Source organism: uncultured Cyclobacterium sp., assembly GCF_963977555.1.
Lineage (GTDB): Bacteria > Bacteroidota > Bacteroidia > Cytophagales > Cyclobacteriaceae > Cyclobacterium.
In genome coordinates, this window is sequence record NZ_CAXBPD010000008.1 from 102,349 (window position 1) to 123,614 (window position 21,266).

Here is a 21,266-nt window from a genome sequence, read left to right on the forward strand (position 1 = left end):
ACAAGATCATAACACCACCCCCACTACCTATTCAATTAATTGCCAAAAGGATTCATTTTTATGTCCGTCCATCCGGATTACATTACCATTTATTACAGCCATTAGTCTTTTCCCATTTGCTGTCAGATAAAAGAATGGCCGCTGCTCCAGTGTAGGATTCAAATCAGGTGTGTTTCCTTCTGTGTAGACAAGAATCGGCAATTGATGAACTTTCCCCTGATGATGCTTGTCTGTAGCAACTGCCAAATAACCTTCTTTCAGCATTTGTAGGACCTTGGCGCTGTCCAATTGTTCTAAAGGAATAACTTCAGGCCAAATCTCACCCTTCTCAAGGCTCATTCCTTCTGCATCTATTTCCTCATGACCATAATACACCGATAAATCTCCCCAATCGGCAATACTTCCCTTCATCAAAATAAGGCTGTCGAGATACTGCTCACTACTTTTAATTCCGATGTCTGTCCGGTATTTGTTGTCCCCGTCCGCAGTTTCCACATTATTAATCAATAGGTCCATCAACTTGGAATCATTTTCAGGTATGGCTTGGTAAGCTTCTTCAGTATACTGAGTGTAACGCTCTGTGGCGATCTCATACAAGGCGTTTAATACAATCATGAAATTTAACTGGCGGATATATTGTTTCTCACGATCCCCAAAATAAGCTCCAGATTCTATTAAAATTGTACTGGTTCCCCACTTTTGGATATTGTCACCAAAAGCCCTGGGCTCAAAGCTGTCATCGTATTTACCCACCTGACCCGGGATAACCTGCTGTAACAAATGATTCATTCCAACGATCACTTTCATGGCCTTACTTCTTACCTCATTTACCTCACGAGCTTCATTATAAGCAGGAGCAAGAAAGGAAATGGTCGCAGGCAGTGCCGTCCCATCCACATTATAATACCTGTTTTGATCATGAAGATTAAAGCCAAACTCAGGTTCAAAATCATCCCTGGCAGCCTTAAGGACTATGCCCTCGGGAGTACTTTGGCGAACAGCATCCCTGTTAAGATCGATTTGCTGTGCATTTCGCCTTGCAAACTTCTCTGCACCATCAGGATTCAACATGGGAATAAACCGAAGCAACAAATTTTCCCGAAGGGCAGAGCGAATGCCCTCAAAGCCGTCATCAGCTGAGCCCTCAAGGAAATTAAAAAGATCAAAAAGCGCCATGGTGGCAGTGCTTTCATTGCCATGCATCTGGGACCAGAGTAGCACTTTTCGAGTGCCTTCGCCATAGGTCAGTGCATTAATTGGTCGGCCTTCCACAGATTTTCCAAGTTCTGTTGTTTCAAACATCGCCTTTCTTCGGGCAATTAAAGGCGCAATCACATCATAACCAAAACGCCTGTTGTCAATTTCCGGGGCTTTGTATTGGGCATAGGCATCCTCGAGAAGCGCAGGAGGAATACTATCAGTGCTATTCTTTACAGGTTGACAACCGTAGGATAAAAAAAGGATGACAATAATAAGCACACTTATTCCAGAAGAAGATTTCATAAGGCAACTGAATCTTGGTTACTATGTAAATATGGCGAAATTTAATTAAATTTAAGTCCCGAAATAAGCAAACAGCAACAAGACGAATTTAATAAGGTATTGCCATTGTCTTTCGATTACCTATCCGTTTTTCATCTATAGGAAATACTTGTAAAATCCCATTCGACCATTTTATGAAACTAGAAATACTACCCTACAAGCTACCATTAAAACACACCTTCACCATCGCTCACCAAAGCAGAGATGTGCAAGATACGCTAGTAGTAAGGTTGAGCCATGGGGAGCACTATGGATTAGGTGAGTCTACTACCAACCCATTTTATGGCATGACCCTGGACAATATGCAGGCCTGCTTGCAACTCGTAGCAAAAGAACTGGCCCAAATGGTCCCTATCCATCCAGTGCAACTTTGGGCGATTACAGCCCCTTTATTTAAGGACAATCCCTTTGCTCAATGTGCGCTGGACATAGCTGCCTGGGATTTATATGCCAAGATTCAGGGCAAGAAACTCTACGAATTGCTTGCACTTGATCCGAAAAAAATACCGGTAACCAATTTCACTATAGGCATTGCCCCTATTGCTAAAATGGTGGAGAAAATGCAGGAACAAAAATGGCCACTCTATAAAATCAAATTGGGAACTGCAAATGACATGGAGATCATCAGAGAGTTAAGAAAACACACCGATGCAGCTTTTAGAATTGATGCCAACTGTGCCTGGAATGCGGATGAAGCCATTGCCAATTCCAAAGAGCTGGCCGATCTAAATGTTGAATTTATGGAACAGCCTCTCCCTAAAGACGACTTTGAGGGAATGAAGAAAGTATTTGCTCAAAGTGCCTTACCTGTTATTGCTGACGAGAGTTGTATTATGGAAGGGGATGTAGCCAAATGTCATGGATACTTTCATGGGATCAATGTAAAACTTGTCAAAGCTGGGGGAATCACGCCTGGGTTACGAATGCTTAAGGAAGCGAAAGATTTAGGCATGAAGACCATGGTCGGCTGCATGACCGAGTCATCCGTAGGCATTTCCGCTATTGCGCATATTGCCCCTTTATTGGATTATGTAGACATGGATGGCGCCATGCTATTGTCAAAAGACATCGCTAGTGGTGTGGAAATTTTTGACGATCATGTTACATTCCCAGACAGAAACGGAACGGGTGCCCTACTTTTATAAACCAATAATTCACCATGAGCCACTCCTATTATACCGATCTTCCGGACAGGGAAATTTTTTATGAAGGAAAACCTTATCTCCACTTTAGTGGCACCTCCTATCTAGGCATGGGCAGTCAGCCCCAGTTCAGGCAACTACTGATTGATAGTATAATAAAGCACGGTCCCAATCATGGCTCCAGCAGAAACAGCAATGTAAAATTGCCTATATATGATGCTTTTGAAACGTACTTTGCAGATGCTTCTGAGGCTCAATATGCGGCATTGTTGAGCAGTGGCTACATGGCAGGACAATTGGCATTAAACACTCTAGGATCACTGGTGGACCTCACATGGACTGCACCAGACACCCATCCCGCCATTACCTTTGGCAGTCAACAGCCATCGACCCTTTCCCACAACCAATGGCAAAAAAAATGCATTGCTAAATCCCATGACCTAATGGGACAAAAAATATTATTGCTTTCCAATGCCGTTAACCCACTAATCCCCGAGATTCATGATTTTAAGTGGACGAAAGACCTGTCTCCCGCCAATAAATACTACCTGCTGATAGACGACAGCCATGCATTTGGCATTCTGGGCAAAGGGCTCTATGGTACCTATTCCCAATGGAAAAAGCTTCCTGTAGAATTGATGGTTTGCGGATCTTTGGGTAAAGCTCTTGCCCTTCCGGCAGGAATTATCTTAGGAAGTCAGTCATTGATTCAACAGGTAAAAGAAAATCCTGTTTACCGTACCTCCTCCCCTCCTGCTCCAGCATTTCTAAATGCATTTTTGGAAGGCCAGAACATCTATCAATGCCAGCAGCAAAAACTAAACAAAAACCTTCACTACATGTTCTCGGCTGTTTCTCAGCTAGAAGAATTTAATATGTTGCCTCAGTACCCCGTCATTTCTTTTGCCCCTGAACACTGGGTAAATGAATTGCATCAAAAAGGTTTTGCCCTCTCTTCCTTCCCCTATCCATTCCCCGCCAGCCCGCCAGTTAATCGGATTATATTGTCTGCCTGGCACCTGCCCACTGATTTGGAAGCGTTGGCTGATGAGCTTGGATTGTTTAATAATTGTTAATGGTTAATTGTTAATTGTTAATTGTTAATGAAAAAAAAGGGGTGGTTGTCGTTATTCGGTAGAATTTTGGCGTTTACTTTCAGCAACCGCCATGGTAGGACAAGTGTTGGGGTAACCATTAGCGATAAACAACATTTATAATTATTAATTGTAAATGGTTAATTGTTAATGAAAATGAGATGGTTGTCGTTATACATTATAAGTTAGTCGTTTGATGTAAGCAACCGCCGAGGTTCGTCAGTTTTTGCTTACGCAAAAACTGGACTTGTCCTCTCATAACAACTTCTAAAAAGCAGTCGCTACGTGGGCGCAAAGGTGCACGGTATCCAACATTAACAATTAATCATTAATAATTAAAAAAGATTATGAAGGAGAACATTGTAAAAACTAAGAGCTTTGCATTTGCGGTCAGGGTAGTCAAGTTATACCAGTTCTTGTGTGAGCAGAAGAAAGAATTTGTTCTTTCAAAGCAACTTTTAAGGAGTGGAACCAGTGTTGGTGCGATGGTGAGAGAAAGTGAGCATTCTGAAAGCAAGAAAGATTTCATCCATAAATTGGCAATTGCTCAAAAAGAAATAAATGAAACTATTTATTGGCTCGAACTTTTAAAAGAAACAAACTACCTAGGTGAAGAACAATTTTCAAGTATCAATGCAGACGCTATTGAATTAATTAAGCTGGTTACTAGTATTTTAAGAACAACGAAAAATAATTGTTAATGGTTAATTATTGATTGTTAATGAAAAAGGAATGGCTATCGTTTATAGTGAGGATTTGACGCTTCCTTTAAGCAACCGTAAGCGGTATCGGTTTTTACTTCGAAAAAACTGGCCCTATCCTTTCAGTACGACTTTTATAAAGCAGAAACAGTACTAAATTAATGTTTCACGATGACAAAATTTGACAATTGTTAATTGTAAATGGTTAATTGTTAATTATTAATTGTTAATGAAAAAAAAGGGGTGGTTGGCTTTTATTGTGGTGGTTTGACGATTACTTTCCGCAGATGTCAAACAAAATCTTTTTTGCGTAAGCAAAAATAGAACCTGTCTACTTAAAACAACCTTTGAGATTTAATACAAGCGTAAGAGTAACCATTAGCGGTAACAAACATTAATAATTAACAATTAATAATTGATAATTACGAAGGTATTCCTTCGGCGTAGTATGCCATTCTGAAAGTCTGCTGACTTCGGTGTCCATGCATTGATAGTAAAAATCATAGAGTAGTTTGCTTACCTCTGCTGGAAGCTTAACTTTTTTCTGGTCTCCATCTAGGTAAGTCTCCCAATTGTTCCCATTTTGTTCCTTAGTGATTTCAAGCATGGCAAAAGATACTGGAAGTCGGGCAGATTTTACACGGCTGAGTTGTTCGGGATTCTTGCGAACTGCCTTCTCAGCTTTATCGAAGAGCCCATTGTATTTGGCCAATAATTCCGGGCTGAGGAAACTGTCTTTTTCATGTTTTGGACTTCCAAAAATCGACATTTTTCTTCCTGTAAATCCTTGGTTATTGTCGTGGAGCAGGGCAATATATTCTTTAATAAAAGGGGATGCCTTTCCATAGTAAGCTTTAAGAAAACCATCCATTTCTTGGTCAGCATTTAAGTCAGGATTCCACAGCAATTTGGCCAATAGATAGGCCCTAATCTCTGCAGATTCCCCACCGGACTGAATATTACCTTGGGCAAATACTGCACTGACATTGTTATCTCGAAGAAAGGAAATATTGGGTTGCAGGGTACGAAGATTGGGAAAAGGTGCCATCAAATTCGCAAATTGAATATTGTAATCCCAAATCAAAATATTGTCTGTAATCTGACCCCAACCTTTCAGGTCATTGCTAAAGTCTGGGTCGCCCGTTTCCATGGGTTCATTTCGAGTGCTCTCAATGCTACATAGCATGATATTTACATTTTCGCGAGGTACAATATCCTTAGGAGGCACCCGGGTATATTGATATGCCAGCGTAGAGATAATTTTATCTGGAAATCGCTCGGCGACCTTATTGACAAAGGTCAACATTGACCCCATTCCTAGCGCAGGGTATTGACCACTGTGGGTGGCATACATTTTTTCCTCTGGAGAAAAGGCTGCATACTTGGCATCCAAAGCCGCACAGTGTTCACATTGGCAGTAATTCACATTGTCATTTTGGCTAACGGACCAATACAGGGCTTCAGGTTTGTTATCGATGGCTTTTTGAAGGTTTTCACACACGATCTCAAGCACATCTGGATTGGTTAGGCAAAGTTGGGATTCGGGTTGCAAACTCTTTCCATCCCAGGATGGCACCATCCCAGCATGTCGCTGGCCATCATAGTAGCTGAAATATTCAGGATGGCTTTCCCCATATTCTTCTGGGTTGAGGAAGTTATGAAAAGTATGCACCCAGTAGCCCCATTCAGCTGAAATATTGCCACGTTCACTGTGAGAATGCAACTTGTGCCAGTCCATGAATTTTGGATCATAGGCATCATTATAAAACACCTCCCTAAAAGTAAAATCAGGGATTTGTAAATCGTCTATGGCTGGTATTCTGATGGTTTTTTGTTCAGGTATAACTTCGAAGGTTGAAGTGTATTTTTTACAACCTAGGTACTTTTCCAGAAAAGTGTAAACAGCATACTCTACCCCTTTTTTAGGCCCTCCAGTCAGGATAAGTTGTTTGCCATTATTGCCAATATAGAGCCCATCTTTACCCATTTGCTCATAGGGCAGCTTGGCGGTCTCGGGCCGACTTACTCTCCCTACAAGAATTTCATTATTGCCGGGAAGTCCTCGGTCCTGCTTTACGGGAAGCTCGGCGCCAGAGATTTTGTACAAATAGTGTTGCAAAACCTTGGCGCCCTGAATTTCTTCTACAGTAGGTTGTTCGGGAATAATGATGGCAAAGTCAGATTTCTTATTTTTGACCAAGGTAAGTTCCTGTGCCCTACTGGTGGCGAAAAAAGAAAAAGTCAATAGCAGTCCGAATATCATTTTCATAGGGCAATAACTATTTTGGGCTATTTATAAAGTAATTTATTGGGATAGAAATATACAACAGAAGCGGATACCGTGCAAGGACATCTAAACCTTAAAAGGTTTACACTAACCAGGAAATAATCTACCCTTTGAAACGACCCGAATGGGTGTTTTTCTGCTCTTCAGGAAAAATAAGTAGTTTGTTGAAATAAAAACAGTCCCCAGAAATAAGGCACAATACTTGATACTAAGGGATTAAGTTCAACCCTAAAATCATTTGCTACATGTATAAACTTGTGATTATTCCTTTGGCTTTCCTTGTCTTTTTTATCATCACACCCACCCAGGCCCAGTTCACGATAGATGCCGAAACCGGGCTGGCCTTTCCAGGTTATAATGATGTACGTATACCTGGTACCTCAGGGACTTTGTTTAGTTTTCAGGACGATTTTGAAGCGGAAGGGCCTGTCATACCTTACAGAATAAGGCTGGGTTACACCTTCAATGAGAAGAACCATATTTTTGCGCTCTATGCTCCGCTAGGCATTGACTATAAAGGTACAGCCAATAGAGACATCAACTTTGAGTCCAGTGTATTTGAGCAAGGTCAGGCTTTGGATGGCTATTACCAATTTAACAGTTATAGACTTACTTACCGTAGGGACATCCTTACTGCAGGAAACTTGCTTGTCGGTGTTGGCTTCACTGCCAAAATCCGTGATGCGCAAGTTCGCCTGGCCAATGACCAAGGACTAAGCGACAAAAAAGATGATTTAGGATTTGTCCCATTATTGCACCTATACACCGCCTATGATCTGGGAGGTGAAAATTTGATTTATTTTGAAGGAGATGGCTTGGCTGGAGGTCCGGGAAGGGCTTTTGATTTATTTTTAGGAGCCAAACTTCCCCTCACGGACCACATTGCTATAAAAGCAGGTTACCGCTTTTTGGAAGGAGGGGCTGATGTGGACGAGGTGTACAATTTCACTTTGGTTCAGTTTGCCGTTGCAGGATTATTCCTTCAATTGTAAACCTTTCGACATTAATCAATCTACTTCGCCAGCTTGCTGGGTTTGTTTTTCGTATAAAGAAGCATAAGCCCCTTTAATGGCCATCAATTCCACATGATTGCCTTTCTCAACAACCGCACCATCATCAAGGACGATGATCTGATCAGCAAGCTTTGCAGAGGACACTCGATGGGATATGATAATGGAGGTCCTGTCTTTCATTATCTTCTCTAAGGCATTTAAGATCGCATTTTCCGTTTTTGTATCTACAGCAGAAAGGCAATCGTCAAGTAAGAGAATCTTTGGAGATTTCACTATGGCTCTGGCGATGGAAACCCTTTGCTTCTGACCACCAGACAGCGTCATACCTCTTTCTCCCAGCCTGGTTTCAAATCCCTGTGGAAATTCAATGATATTATTATATACATCAGCATCTTTTGCAGCTTGTTCTATCTGCGCCATATCTAGTGACTTGCCTAGGCCAAAACCAATATTATTAGCTATGGAATCACTAAAAAGAAACACATCCTGAGGGACATAGCCGATTTGCTCCCTAAGATTGGCGATATCATAACTTCTGATATCGTGGTCATCCAGCAAGATTCTTCCTTCGGTGGCATCATAGGTCCGCATGAGGAGATTGGCAATGGTCGATTTTCCGGATCCTGTTGTGCCTATGATGGCCAATGATTTCCCCGCCTTTATTTCAAAACTCACTTTATCTAAGGCTTTTATTCCCGAATCAGGATAGACGAAGGAGAGTTTTTGTACTTCAATATGGCCATTGATTTCTTTCTCCAGGTACTCTGAACTTAAAATATCATTTTTTTCATCCAAGAATTCATTGATTCTGGATTGAGAAGCAGCAGCCCTTTGCACAATACTCGTGACCCAGCCTAGAGACGTCACTGGCCAGGTAAGTATGTTGACATACAAAATAAACTCTGCGATTACCCCATATCCTATGGCCCCCTCTATCACTTGTATTCCTCCCACATAAACAGTAAGGATTGTACTAAGCCCAATCAATGCCATGATCAGGGGAAAGAATAAGGACTGCACCTTGGTAAGTGATATGGATTTCTCCTTGTAGTCTTCGCTTGCTTTCTGAAACTGATTGGCGCTGTCTTTTTCTCTAACAAATGATTTGATCACCCGAATCCCTGAAAAAGCTTCCTGAACAAAAGTACTTAATCCCGATAGGCTACGCTGTATCTTTTCCGAACGTTTATTGATCATATTATTGACCAGGTATATACTCACAGACAAGACTGGCAGAGGCAAAAGAGAATATAAAGTAAGAGGTACATTTACGGTGAACATATAGCCGATCACCATTGGAAACAAGATGATGAGGTTAATGCCATACATCAAGGCTGGCCCCAGATACATTCTAACCTTGGAAACATCCTCAGTGATCCTGGCCATTAGGTCGCCAGTGCTGTTTTGCCTGAAAAAACTTAATGGCAGGGTTTGATAGTGGGCATAAATTTCATTTTTTAAGTCATATTCTATTAGCCTTGACATCGCAATGATGGTTTGGCGGATGAGAAACAAGAAGAGTCCTCTCAACAGGGCCATGGCGAGCATTAGCAAGCCAAATATCAATATATACTTCAGAAACTCAGACCTGGAAGCTTCTTGCACCACTTCACCATCATCAAATACCTGATAATAGCTAAAACTTTCAACCACATAATCGATGGCAATCCCAACGAGTCGTGCCGGAATTATCACAAAAAAGTTTGAAATAAGCGTAAAAACTATTCCTAAAAAAAGGTACAGCTTATATTTATATAGGTATTTATTTAATCTCCAAAGGGGCTTCACAAAACAAATGACTTTTTAAACCGCAATATCTTGAATAATATTGTGTTATATTGCAAATGAAAGGCAGATGAAATACATTAAATTCTGTACACATCTGTTTTTAACTGAACTCAAATATAACATATTATAAACATCAAAGTTCAATGGCGGCAATCAAAACGGAGGAAAAACCGAAGATAAATGAAATCTATGCCCAGATGGAGGAAATGGAGCATGAGCAATTGGTAATATGCTTTGACAAACCAACTGGTCTAAAAGCCATAATTGCGATACACAATACAGTGCTTGGCCCTTCTCTTGGAGGAACCAGAATGTGGCATTATACCAATGAAGCAGATGCGATAAAAGATGTATTGCGACTTTCCAGAGGGATGACTTTTAAAGCTTCAATAGCTGGTTTGAATATTGGCGGTGGAAAAGCTGTTTTAATAGGAGATCCTTCCCTGAAAACAGAGGCTTATTTAAGGCGGTTTGGTCGATTTATTGAAAGTTTAGGAGGCCGGTACATCACCGCCGAAGACATGAATACCCAAACTGCGGACATGGAATACATTGCTATGGAAACAAAGCATGTAACAGGATTACCCGAAAGCAAGGGTGGTGGAGGAGATCCGTCTCCTGTGACAGCCTATGGCACTTATTTGGGCATGAAAGCCGCCGCAAAAAAAGCTTATGGAAGTGATTCACTAAAAGGAAAAAGGATTCTAATCCAGGGGGCTGGTCAAGTGGGCAATCACCTGGCAGAGCACTTACACAAAGAGGGTGCTGCATTAATGGTGGCCGATATTAATGCGGATAGAGCAAATAAAGTGGCTGCATCAACAGGCGCAAAAGTCATCTCTGCAAGCTCGATTCAGGACATCGCGATGGACATTTTCGCCCCATGTGCAATGGGAGGTCAACTCAATGACCAGACCATTCCATCATTGACTTGTGATATAGTAGCAGGAGCAGCCAACAACCAATTGGACAAGGAACAAGTCCATGGCAAAATGCTAATGGAGCATGGAATACTCTACGCCCCTGACTTTCTAATCAATGCTGGTGGTTTAATAAATGTCTATCAGGAATACCAGGGAAATTACAAAAAGTCCCTAGCGATAGAAAAGGCGGAAAAAATATACGACACTTGTTTGGAGGTATTTGATTTGGCTGCTTCCGAGGGCAAATCCCCACATGAAGCGGCACTACAAAAAGCGTTAAATAGGATAAAAGATATCGGACAATTGAAAATGTCATGGTAGGTTGCGTGTTTTTTACAGCATGTGAGATCAAATATTTGTCCTTTGCAGGTACATTTACTAATTTGCAGAAAAATTAGATTAGACGAGAAAAGGCTGCTTCTGTCCTACTTGTCATATACCACTTATCACGTTCTTTAATTTCAGTTAATGTTAAATAGGAGAATCCTCAGAGTAAAAGCATTTCAAACGTTGTATGCTTTTCACCAGTGCAAACTTTCCAATGCAAATCTGGCCCAAGACTTTATAAAAGAAGCCTTCTTACCAGATCTCAATTCTATGGAAGTACAAGACAAGAGTTTCCTTAAAAAAGAAGCAGAGCGTTGTATTCAGGTTTTTATCAAAAACAGAGATCAAGCACAACTTTCATTGGAAAAAAGCGACAATGAAAAGGTAAAAGAAACAGCGGTAAAGGCCCTTGCCTATTACAATTCTAACAATAAAAAGGACAAGGAATTTTTACGAACGAATATGCTGACGGCTGTGGAAAACATTCCAGGTTTGTATTTGTTTGCGGTCAGTATGTTGGTAGCATTTGGGGAGCATGTTAGGAAAGAAAAGTTAAAAAAGAGAAAACTTGATGACCAACCTGCAATAACACTTCCTGCAACTTATAATCTAGGTTCTAATAAAGCCTTATTGATAATTGAACAAAACCATTCTTTCAAAAAGGATTGTCTTAGATTTGATGTAGACATAGAAGAGTTGGAGCTGGAGATCAAAGAATGGTACAGAGAACTGGTAAAACCTCAGGAGGAATACCAGGAGTACATGAAGATTGAAAACCCAAGTTTCGAGGAGGACAAAGAGATTTTACAAGTTATCCTCAAAAAGATAATTTTTAAGCTAGAGGCTCCTTTAAGCTTCTTTCAGGACAGAGATTTGAATTGGTCGGAAAACAAATCGATTGTTAAGAGTTTGTCTTCAAAGGTAATAAAAACCCTTACCGGCACCGAAGATGAATCGGATGAGATTCTTCCGGAATTGGCATTAAATTGGGAAGAGGACAAAGAATTCTTTCAGGACATCTACAACTTTACAGTAGCCTCAGAAAAGGAATACAGCGAGTTAATTGCAAACACGACTAAAAACTGGGATGTAGAAAGGATCGCTTTAACGGACCGGGTAATACTTATAATGGCTTTATCAGAAATGGTAAATTTCTCAAGTATCCCTACCAAAGTGTCCATAAATGAATATATTGATATCTCCAAAACGTATAGTACTCCGAAAAGTAAGCAGTTTGTGAACGGACTTTTGGATACATTGTCAAAAGAACTAACCGAAAACGGAAAAATACGTAAGAGTGGTAGAGGGCTTATAGATAATAAATAAAAACACAAAATGGGTAAAAAAGGTAATTCATTATTCGCATTTGCTCTAGGAGCAGGTTTGGGTGCTACTCTAGGGGTGCTTTTTGCACCTGATGCAGGAAATAATACTAGAGATAAATTATCCTACAGACTGGCAAAATACCGCAATGAGCTGGAAGACCTGATCAATGAACTGATAGATGAAAAACATCTGCCAGACAATATTGCCAGATCTGAAGGAGACAAGGTTATCACAGAGGCAAAATCCAAAGCAGAAAATTTGCTAAATGATGTCAATAAACTTATTGACCAAATCAATAACGACAACAATAAAAATTAAAACAGTTCTATTTATGAAGTATTCTAATCTTTCGGTGTGGCTACTTGGCTTGACACTGATTATGGCAGGAGCCTGTAGTGAAAAAGGAAGTGGAGACAATGATAAAATTCAGGAGTTGGAGCAAAAAATTTCCCAGCTAGAGCAAAATCAAGTAGTTACTCCTTCAAGTGCACAAAATGTACAACCTGCAGACCCATCTACAGTAGGTGCATTCGCCTTCGAAGATGAAATCTTTGACTTTGGTACCATCAATGAAGGAGAGGTTGTCGAGCATATTTTCAAATTCAAAAATGAAGGTCAGGCACCTCTGATTATTTCCAATATTCAAGCTTCTTGTGGATGTACAAGTCCAGAATGGTCCAAAAGCCCAGTAAAACCAGGTGATGAAGGTTTTGTAAAGGTAGTATTTAACTCTAGAGGAAAATCTGGTGTTCAAAGCCCAACCGTTACAATTCAAGCCAATACCAATCCAAGTGTATCTAGGTTAAGATTAAAAGGAGAAGTTAACAGATCAACAGGAACATCCACCGCACCTTCAGCAGGTCCAGTAAAACGATAAAAATGCACAATTCATTATTGCTTCAAGTAGACAGTGCCATGGGTAGTGGTATCATGGGTCAAGTTTTTCTTTTTGGTAGTATCATCCTGATCATGTATTTCTTTATGATCAGACCCCAGCAGAAAAAACAAAAAGATACGGCCAAGTTTATCTCTGACATAAAAAAGGGAGAACAAGTAGTAACAGTAGGTGGGATTCATGGAAAAGTATATTCCGTAGAAGGTGACATTGTGACCATTGACTTGGACAAAGGGATGAAAATAAGGGTCGAAAAATCTGCCTTATCTCTTGATTACACTAAAAAATTATCAACTGAAAAATAATTTTCCGTACACTTGAGTACACTCAGTAATTATTTCCGGAAATTTAAACCTAATAAAACTTCCAATCTGAAGGTGGTAGTTCTGTGCGTAGTCACGGCTACCACCTTTTGGTTGCTTAATGCACTAAATAAGGACAACTACACCACTATCGTCAATCAGCCCGTCTCTATTCAGTTTGATGAAGAAGAGTACATGGCTGTAAAAGGCCTCCCAAACGAAGTCAAGATTGAAATCAATGGGAATGGTTGGGATCTTCTGAAAAAACACTTTGGCGTAAGCCAAGATCCATTAGAAATAAATCTGGATGATCCTTCTCATCAACCCTACTTAATTACTGCTGAAATAGCTCAGCAAATGTCAGAGCATATTTCAGCAACAAATCTGGTGCGCATCGTTCAGGACACCTTATTTTTCAGTATTGACAAAATTGTATCCAAGAAAATCCAAATAATCCCGGACACCTTGGCCAACCCCCTAGCTGAAAACTACGACTTTGCCTCCCCTATTACAATGGATCCTGAATATGTAACTGTAAAAGGGCCTATTTCTGTAATAGAACAATTAGAAGGTAAATTACTTGTTCAGCTTGGTGAAAACAATATTAAAAACCACTATTCAAAGCTTCTTCCCCTTGAATTAGACAAAACAAAAAGAGATTTTTTAACCCTGGATGAAGAAACCGTTCAGATAAGTTTTCAGGTGGTTGCTTTTATAGAAAAAACTTTAAAATTGGAGGTTAAAAAATTATATTTCCCTACCAATGTAAATATTGAAGGCGATGTCAACAATGTAACCCTTCAGTTTTTGGTTGACGAAAGAAGGCAAAATGATCTTGAGGCCTTGAATCTTTCAGCGATCCTCAATTATAACAACAGAAATAGGGAAGACAGTTCTATTGCGGTTTCCTTAAATGTAAACCGTTCTTTCCTTAGGGACATAACCTTCTCTCCTGATAGTTTTGATTTGATCTATGAGTAAGGCCACTCCGTTATTGGTTGGGATAAGTGGGGGCATTGGGGCTGGCAAAACCCTAATTTGCAAAATTTTTTCCCTCCTTAGCATTCCAATATTCAATGCGGATGACCGTGCTAAGTATCTTATGGTGCATCATCTTCCCTTAAAAAAACTGATTATCGATAATTTTGGTGCTTCAGCTTACTTTGAGGATGGCCAACTCAATCGTCAATACCTGGCAGACATTGTTTTTGCCGACCCTGATAAAACAGCCTTAATAAACAGCCTGGTACATCCTGCTGTAGCTGAAGATTTCAAATCCTGGGCATTAAGCCAGCAAACCAAGTATGTCTTAAAGGAAGCCGCATTGTTATTTGAAACAGGCTCTTACAAGGCATTGGATTATACGGTACATGTAGCAGCATCAGAAAAGATAAGAATTGAGAGGATAAAATCCAGAGATCCTAAGCGTAGCGTAGATCAAATTAAGCAAATCATAAACAAGCAGCTAACAGACGAAGAAAAAAATAAGCTGGCTAGTTACATCGTTTCCAATGATGAATCATCTCTTGTGATTCCGCAGGTATTAAAAATCCATTCGCATTTGATGGAGGTGCAATGAAAATTGAGCAGTTCAATTAGATTTCGCTAAGGCTTATCTGATCCAGGTAAAATTTCATTCTTGAATGCCTGTGATTCAAAAAATCAATTTTGTCAATTCGGTCTTGTTTGTGGTTGTAAAAAACTTCAACGTACTCCTCCCCCAAAAGGTAGAGGTTAACTTTATGCGTATAATACCGAATGGCAACGACAAATGTACCTTCAGTGTACAGTTTCTGAGTTTTCTTTTGTATGCTAAGCCTGCTAAAGTCCTCTTTACTCATCGAATGCTATTTTGTAGTGATGTTGTAGTAGGCTTTTGGGTAAAAGGGTAACAAATTTGGAGAGATTTACGATCCATTAATGATTAAAAGTAAATAATTTATTCAAAAATAGCATCCTTCAGGCAAAGTAATTTGATCGAATTGAACTACCTTAACGTTTTTAAACGGCAATAAAGCGCATGAGTTTTGAAATTGATAGATAAACCAAGGTAAGAGAAGTCACGACAAAACTCCTACAGCATAAGGAACGAAATAACTGATCACATTTATGATTAAAAATCAAAAAAACAGTGTCTTTTTACTTTTCATTTTTAGTTTATTACTCCTTTTTAGTAGCTCTTGTTCTTCCTCTAGAAAAGTAAGACAGCAAAACATCCAACAAGTAGTCAATACAGCTAAATCCTATCAAGGCACTCCTTATAGGTATGGCGGTAATACCCGTTCAGGAATGGATTGTTCGGCTTTGGTTTACCTTTCGTTCAAAAGTGTAGGGGTAACGCTGCCTCGCGTATCGGCAGCGCAGAGCAAAATTGGCAAGAAAGTGACACAAGCTAAATTAAAAAAGGGTGATGTAGTCTTCTTTGCAACCGGTCGCAGAAGAAACAAGGTGACCCATGCAGGTATCGTGTTGGAGAAACGAATGGGTAAAACTTATTTTATTCATGCCTCCACTTCTTTAGGGGTTACAGAAGACAACTTGCAATCAAAATACTGGTCTAAAAGATGGGTAAGGGCAAGAAGAATTTTTTAGCAAGTCAAAAGAGGGGAAAAAAAGGGTGAAAATCTTTAATTAAATAAGTAGTGCTATAAAAATTTGTATCAAAGTGCATTAATTTTTAAAACATCCTTTGGTATTCAGCAATATTAACTAATTTTGCACTCGAATTAAAAAGTATTGTTCCAATAGATCTTAAAATATAACAATGGCGAATACTGGTAAGATAACTCAGGTAATTGGTCCTGTTGTGGATGTTTCCTTTGAAGGGAGTAACCTGCCAAATATCCTTGATGCACTTGAAATCATAAAAGAGAATGGCCAGAAGGTTATTCTTGAAGTTCAACAACACCTAGGCGAGGACAGGGTAAGAACCATTGCGATGGACTCTTCGGAAGGAATGGTAAGAGGTATGGAGGTAATAGACCTTGGTAGTCCTATATCAGTCCCCACCGGCGACAATATCAAAGGAAGGTTATTTAACGTGGTAGGAGAAGCCATTGATGGATTACCTCAACCTGAGTCTAACAACAGGCTACCTATACATAGGTCGGCACCGAAATTTGAAGACCTGTCTACTTCTACAGAAGTATTGTATACAGGAATTAAGGTAATCGATTTGATCGAGCCTTATGCAAAAGGTGGTAAAATTGGTTTGTTTGGAGGAGCAGGTGTTGGTAAAACAGTACTTATTCAAGAACTGATCAACAATATTGCTAAAGCATACTCAGGTCTTTCTGTATTTGCAGGAGTTGGCGAGAGAACCAGGGAAGGAAACGATTTGCTCAGAGAAATGATCGAATCAGGAATTGTGACCTATGGTGATGATTTCGTTGAGTCTCTTGAAAAAGAAGGCGGTTGGGATCTATCAAAAGTGGATTTGGAAAAACTTAAAGATTCCAAGGCGACTTTCGTTTTCGGTCAAATGAACGAACCTCCTGGAGCACGTGCAAGAGTAGCTTTGACTGGATTAACACTAGCAGAGTATTACAGAGACGGTGAAGGTGATGGCGCTGGTAAAGACATTCTTTTCTTTATTGACAATATCTTCCGTTTTACACAAGCAGGTTCCGAAGTATCAGCCCTTTTGGGAAGGATGCCTTCAGCTGTGGGTTACCAGCCTACGCTCGCTACCGAAATGGGCGCGATGCAAGAGCGAATTACCTCTACAAAAAACGGATCTATTACTTCTGTACAGGCCGTTTATGTGCCTGCTGATGATTTAACAGATCCAGCACCAGCAACAACTTTTGCTCACTTGGATGCACAAACTGTACTTTCAAGAAAAATTGCAGAACTAGGAATTTACCCAGCAGTAGATCCTCTGGATTCTACCTCTAGAATTCTTGAACCTTCTGTAGTTGGCGATGAGCATTACAATTGCGCTACCAATATTAAAGAGCTACTTCAGCGTTACAAAGAACTTCAGGATATCATCGCTATCTTGGGTATGGAAGAACTTTCTGAAGAAGACAAAAGAGTAGTACACCGCGCCAGAAGGGTACAACGTTTCCTTTCTCAACCTTTCCACGTAGCGGAGCAGTTTACAGGTCTTAAAGGAGTATTGGTAGATATCAAAGATACGATCAAAGGCTTCAACATGATCATGGATGGAGAATTGGATCACTTGCCTGAAGCAGCATTCAACTTAGTAGGTGGTATTGAAGATGCCATTGCCAAAGGTGAAAAATTGTTGGCAGAAGTTAAATAATAGCACTTTATTAGGGTAATACGTCAAGTATTACCCTCTAATAAAATATATCATGCATTTAGAGATCATTACACCGGACCAAAAAGTATTTGAAGGAGAAGTTTCTGAGGCAACCTTTCCTGGAGCCGATGGTTCCTTTCAAGTATTGAAAAACCACGCTGCTATAATATCAGCCCTTGTAAAAGGAGCTGTTTCTTACACTACTTCTGAAGGACAAAAGTCATTGATAGTAGATGGAGGAGTAGTAGAGGTTAATGACAATAAAATTATTGTATTGGCAGAAAAGGTAGTGAATTAAGCTACTTCTTTCGCAAAACCTAAAAGGGTTCTGAAATTAAATTTTCAGAACCCTTTTTATTTATTAAGTAAAAAACTTAGTAATTCTATTTTCCTAAGGAATCTAGCGCTGCTTTCACAGATCCTTTGTCCATTAATAGTGCCTTGGCTTTATCATAATCAGTCAAACCAGCCCTTTCCATTAGCATTTTCACACTTCTGTCCACAATCTTGTCATTGATAAGCAAGACGTTGACCATTTTATTGTCCTCTACCCTTCCCAACCTGATCATGCAGGTGGTGGAAAGCATATCGAAAATCATCTTTTGGGCTGTTCCACACTTCATCCTCGTACTTCCTGATACAAATTCAGGTCCAGTCAATATTTCTATTGGATGAGCTGCATTGGCAGCAATCGGTGATTCAGGATTGCTTACAATACAACCCGTAAGTATTCCCTTATCTCTGCAAGTCTTCAATGCACCCAAAACGAATGGAGTGGTTCCACTTGCTGAAATTCCCAAAACAAAGTCTTTATCTGAAACCTCATAGCCAAGCAAAGCTTCCCATGCAGCATCAGGGTCGTCTTCTTTTTCCTCCCTTGCTTCTATCAAACGGTCTACTCCACCTGCTAGAATGACATTCACTTTCCCCTTTGGAATTCCATAAGTGGTGGGAAGTTCTATAGCATCCAAGACTGAAAGCCTTCCTCCACTACCAGCTCCTACGTAAAACAGTCTTCCTCCATTTTCAAGCTTATCTACAATCGATTGTATCATTAAGTTGATTTTTGGAAGGACCGCTTCAATTGCAAGGGCTACTTTTTTGTCCTCATTGTTTATATTGGCTGTCAATTCTTCTATAGACATCTGTTCTAAATGCCGGTACAAAGAAGGCTGCTCGGTAATTTTTGTCATTATAAATCTATTTTAAAAGTTCACAAGAATAGTTCAAATTGTGGGGGTATTTCCGGGTTTAGTTTTGGTGGAAACCTTACCTCCAGAGGCCTCTCTTACTTGACCAAGGTCTGCATTTAATCTTTGTGTAAATAAAGCAAAATCCGAAGGATGTACCACCATATATACGCCCTCCTTTATCCTGAATGAATTTTATTTTGAAAGCTCCTTTTATTTGGTCAATGGGTCACTGATCACACCAAGATACCTGCCCATCCAATAAGGCAAAAGCCATATATCTCCGGCGCTGTACTCCTGTCCGCCACCATTTCCTCCGTCAAGTGTAAACCTATTGCCATTGTGCCGGCGTATCATCAATTCATCAGGAGGAAGTACAAGCTCCGTAGTTTGCTCTCTAAAATTCTGTTCCAATAGCTTGATGTCTTTTCTATGACTGTTAGCCGTATTCCAGCTGATCATGTCAAGAGGATGCTCTTGAAGATACCAAACAGCTTCCTCCAAATCAAAATTTTCCCTGTTGACCAAAGCTCCAAAAATATTCCATAGCCCATCTTTTTCAGGTCGTTCTGACTCCCAATGATCCTGGATCGCAAGCCTAAATTTTTCTTTTAACTCAGCTGTAAAAGCATAGCGGTATAAACCCCAATACCCCATAAAGTACATCTCATCGTCAGAGTGATTCCAGGATTCAGACAACATGGCTGCCCAATCATCACTTCCTTCTTGTGCTTTACCTATTACTTCCATTGGACGCATTAAGTTTTCTAAGTAATCATGCTTGTCCATCAACATGTAAGCCTCCTTTTTATACACTTCCTTACGAGTAAAGTGGTAGGCCGTTTGTAACATGGCGATAATGTTTGAAGAGTTCAACTTCCTGTCACCAACCATGGTAGGGAATCCATTTACATATTCAGGATTCCACCTGCCCCAAGTGGTATGCTTGCCATCATAATCTATCAAGTACCAATCATTTTCGACGATATGTGTCATTAGCTGATCCAATAGACCTATTGCTTGATTGCGCAACGCTTCATTGTCTACCAATTCAGCAATTACGCCGAAAACAAACACATGTCCTATCACTTCATCACTACTGGTTGTCGCTTTCCAATCCCATTCTTTGTCAGCAGCATGTTGCCACCTGTCTGGGTCAGCTAATTTATCGATATATCCACTTCTATTAAAAGACCTGGAGGGAAATCCTTCGACTGGATTGATTGTATAAAGTCTTTCCAAAGCATCCAAAGATTCCTTAACATTCTTTAAAGCATCAGCAGACCCTGTGGCAGCATAGCGAAATGCCTCTCCGCCCAAATACATAGAAGTCCAAAGACCATCATTGTCTGAATCATCCAATCTTCCAGTGTCCATATTGCCTTTTTCCATCCTTGACAATGTAGCATTGAAACCGTGTCGGATGTGGCGTTCTCTTACTTGTTCACTATAATAGGCAGCCTTCTCTGCCAAAGTCTGTGACATAAATACAAGTTTGCCTAGCCCTTTGTCTGTCAAAACCAATACTTCGTCCTCATTCTTTTGACTTATATGAAGCACTTGGTCGCCTGGCAACCATCTTTCTCCATAATAGTAGTTAAACCCACCATCTTCCTTTTGCATAAATGCTCCTCGCTCTGAACCAAACCAAAGTAAGCCGTTGATCTCAGTAAGGCTGGTCAAGGATGGCCATGGCAAAGCATTGTACTTCTCGCCAACCTTTTTATCTGCCAATAAGTCCCATTCGAAATAACCATCTGTGGTGGCTACTGCAAGCTTGTTCTTTCCTTCTCTAACCACGAAACTGGTAAAGCCAGAACCTTCAGTCAAGGTTTGCAGCTTTTTGGTATCCGTTGAGAAAGCCATTACTTTATTTTCCGCCAGAAGCAGAAACCTTGCTGAGGCAATGTCATAGCTGATTCCTATTACTGGAGAACCACTGATCTTGCCTTTATAGATGACACCTGCTTGGTTTACAAGATGGATATTGCTTCCATCAGAAACCAAAAAAGTAAAATCCTCCCCATGGACAAAATGTTTGGCTCCCGGAAGTTCATGTTTTAGGTAGAGGCTCCCTGCCCAGGCATTGCTAAATACCGCCTTGTCATCCAAGTAAACAAATTGATCCTCTACGGTGGATAGGCTACTGATGTTTTTATCTTTCATGGCCAGGTAGGTCTTGTCAGGCGTAAAGGTGCCTGGGTACAAGAATGCTCCTGCATGCGTTCTAAATAGTCCTTTGGTCCCTAAAAGCTGCACGGTGCCATTTCTGTCAGCATAAACCTTTTTAAGGTCCGTAGACTGCTCATCTGAGTAATATTTGATGCTGTATTCCTGCACAAAAGGAACATCCTGATGCGTCCTTTTACTGCTTGATGGCAGGTGTTGCGCCTGAACCTGTGTCAAACCCAAAAGCAACCCAATAAGAATAAGAAGCTTTGATTGTAAGTATTTCATGGTAAAAATAAT

Annotated in this window: 20 protein-coding genes; 14 read left to right on the forward strand and 6 right to left on the reverse strand. The window is 40.2% G+C overall.

Translation table 11 applies throughout. The annotated features are described in order from the left end of the window. Nucleotides 1-27: 27 nt before the first annotated feature. Nucleotides 28-1,503 carry a M14 metallopeptidase family protein gene (locus AAC073_RS11750; RefSeq protein WP_339924028.1) on the reverse strand — a complete coding sequence of 492 codons (1,476 nt, stop codon included), beginning with the start codon at nucleotides 1,501-1,503 and terminating at the stop codon, nucleotides 28-30. Between the two features lie 173 nt (nucleotides 1,504-1,676). On the opposite strand from AAC073_RS11750, the gene AAC073_RS11755 reads away from it, so the two are divergent. The 3 genes from AAC073_RS11755 (at nucleotide 1,677) to AAC073_RS11765 (ending at nucleotide 4,479) form a co-directional block, all read left to right on the forward strand. Then, complete coding sequence (locus AAC073_RS11755) at nucleotides 1,677-2,687, forward strand: dipeptide epimerase (RefSeq protein ID WP_339924029.1); 1,011 nt, start codon at nucleotides 1,677-1,679, stop codon at nucleotides 2,685-2,687. A 14-nt stretch (nucleotides 2,688-2,701) separates the two neighbouring features. Beyond that, nucleotides 2,702-3,760, forward strand: coding sequence for an aminotransferase class I/II-fold pyridoxal phosphate-dependent enzyme (locus tag AAC073_RS11760; RefSeq protein WP_339924030.1), 1,059 nt, complete (start codon nucleotides 2,702-2,704; stop codon nucleotides 3,758-3,760). Nucleotides 3,761-4,125: 365 nt separating this feature from the next. After that, nucleotides 4,126-4,479: a four helix bundle protein gene (locus AAC073_RS11765; protein WP_040417513.1), complete on the forward strand. Its 354-nt coding sequence runs from the start codon at nucleotides 4,126-4,128 to the stop codon at nucleotides 4,477-4,479. A gap of 394 nt (nucleotides 4,480-4,873) precedes the next feature. On the opposite strand, the gene AAC073_RS11770 is transcribed toward AAC073_RS11765, so the two are convergent. After that, nucleotides 4,874-6,748, reverse strand: coding sequence for a DUF4838 domain-containing protein (locus AAC073_RS11770; RefSeq protein WP_339924031.1), 1,875 nt, complete (start codon nucleotides 6,746-6,748; stop codon nucleotides 4,874-4,876). Between the two features lie 263 nt (nucleotides 6,749-7,011). Between AAC073_RS11770 and AAC073_RS11775 the strand changes: the two genes are divergently transcribed. Beyond that, the gene (locus tag AAC073_RS11775; RefSeq protein WP_339924032.1) at nucleotides 7,012-7,758 is read left to right on the forward strand and encodes a hypothetical protein; all 747 of its coding nucleotides are present in this window, start codon (nucleotides 7,012-7,014) and stop codon (nucleotides 7,756-7,758) included. Between the two features lie 15 nt (nucleotides 7,759-7,773). Here AAC073_RS11775 and AAC073_RS11780 read toward each other — a convergent pair whose 3' ends face one another. Further along, a complete protein-coding gene (locus AAC073_RS11780; RefSeq protein ID WP_339924033.1) occupies nucleotides 7,774-9,567 on the reverse strand; it encodes an ABC transporter ATP-binding protein in 1,794 nt (597 codons plus the stop codon). A 143-nt stretch (nucleotides 9,568-9,710) separates the two neighbouring features. On the opposite strand from AAC073_RS11780, the gene AAC073_RS11785 reads away from it, so the two are divergent. From AAC073_RS11785 to coaE, 7 genes are all read left to right on the forward strand, one after another. Next, complete coding sequence (locus AAC073_RS11785) at nucleotides 9,711-10,811, forward strand: Glu/Leu/Phe/Val dehydrogenase (protein WP_339924034.1); 1,101 nt, start codon at nucleotides 9,711-9,713, stop codon at nucleotides 10,809-10,811. A 147-nt stretch (nucleotides 10,812-10,958) separates the two neighbouring features. Further along, nucleotides 10,959-12,143, forward strand: a complete 1,185-nt coding sequence (gene nusB, locus AAC073_RS11790; protein ID WP_339924035.1) for a transcription antitermination factor NusB — start codon at nucleotides 10,959-10,961, stop codon at nucleotides 12,141-12,143. A 9-nt stretch (nucleotides 12,144-12,152) separates the two neighbouring features. After that, complete coding sequence (locus tag AAC073_RS11795) at nucleotides 12,153-12,461, forward strand: YtxH domain-containing protein (protein ID WP_339924036.1); 309 nt, start codon at nucleotides 12,153-12,155, stop codon at nucleotides 12,459-12,461. Between the two features lie 13 nt (nucleotides 12,462-12,474). Then, nucleotides 12,475-13,020, forward strand: coding sequence for a DUF1573 domain-containing protein (locus tag AAC073_RS11800; RefSeq protein ID WP_339924037.1), 546 nt, complete (start codon nucleotides 12,475-12,477; stop codon nucleotides 13,018-13,020). 2 nt (nucleotides 13,021-13,022) lie between these two features. Then, nucleotides 13,023-13,343: a preprotein translocase subunit YajC gene (gene yajC / locus AAC073_RS11805; RefSeq protein WP_339924038.1), complete on the forward strand. Its 321-nt coding sequence runs from the start codon at nucleotides 13,023-13,025 to the stop codon at nucleotides 13,341-13,343. 12 nt (nucleotides 13,344-13,355) lie between these two features. After that, entirely contained in the window at nucleotides 13,356-14,321 is a 966-nt protein-coding gene (locus AAC073_RS11810; protein WP_339924039.1) for a YbbR-like domain-containing protein, read from the forward strand. Then, nucleotides 14,314-14,919: a dephospho-CoA kinase gene (gene coaE, locus AAC073_RS11815; RefSeq protein WP_339924040.1), complete on the forward strand. Its 606-nt coding sequence runs from the start codon at nucleotides 14,314-14,316 to the stop codon at nucleotides 14,917-14,919. Before AAC073_RS11810 ends, coaE begins: the two co-directional genes overlap by 8 nt. Nucleotides 14,920-14,935: 16 nt before the next feature. Here the strand turns inward: coaE and AAC073_RS11820 are convergent, their stop codons facing one another. Further along, complete coding sequence (locus AAC073_RS11820) at nucleotides 14,936-15,181, reverse strand: hypothetical protein (RefSeq protein ID WP_339924041.1); 246 nt, start codon at nucleotides 15,179-15,181, stop codon at nucleotides 14,936-14,938. Nucleotides 15,182-15,449: 268 nt separating this feature from the next. Between AAC073_RS11820 and AAC073_RS11825 the strand changes: the two genes are divergently transcribed. From AAC073_RS11825 to atpC, 3 genes are all read left to right on the forward strand, one after another. Then, on the forward strand, nucleotides 15,450-15,932 hold the full coding sequence (locus AAC073_RS11825; RefSeq protein ID WP_339924042.1) for a C40 family peptidase: 483 nt from the start codon (nucleotides 15,450-15,452) through the stop codon (nucleotides 15,930-15,932). 172 nt (nucleotides 15,933-16,104) lie between these two features. After that, nucleotides 16,105-17,607: a F0F1 ATP synthase subunit beta gene (gene atpD, locus AAC073_RS11830; RefSeq protein ID WP_339924043.1), complete on the forward strand. Its 1,503-nt coding sequence runs from the start codon at nucleotides 16,105-16,107 to the stop codon at nucleotides 17,605-17,607. A gap of 52 nt (nucleotides 17,608-17,659) precedes the next feature. Beyond that, nucleotides 17,660-17,905 carry an ATP synthase F1 subunit epsilon gene (gene atpC, locus AAC073_RS11835; RefSeq protein ID WP_339924044.1) on the forward strand — a complete coding sequence of 82 codons (246 nt, stop codon included), beginning with the start codon at nucleotides 17,660-17,662 and terminating at the stop codon, nucleotides 17,903-17,905. An 85-nt stretch (nucleotides 17,906-17,990) separates the two neighbouring features. On the opposite strand, the gene AAC073_RS11840 is transcribed toward atpC, so the two are convergent. After that, nucleotides 17,991-18,800, reverse strand: coding sequence for an N-acetylmuramic acid 6-phosphate etherase (locus AAC073_RS11840; RefSeq protein WP_339924045.1), 810 nt, complete (start codon nucleotides 18,798-18,800; stop codon nucleotides 17,991-17,993). Nucleotides 18,801-19,010: 210 nt separating this feature from the next. Next, a complete protein-coding gene (locus AAC073_RS11845) occupies nucleotides 19,011-21,254 on the reverse strand; it encodes a hypothetical protein (protein ID WP_339924046.1) in 2,244 nt (747 codons plus the stop codon). Nucleotides 21,255-21,266 lie beyond the last annotated feature (12 nt).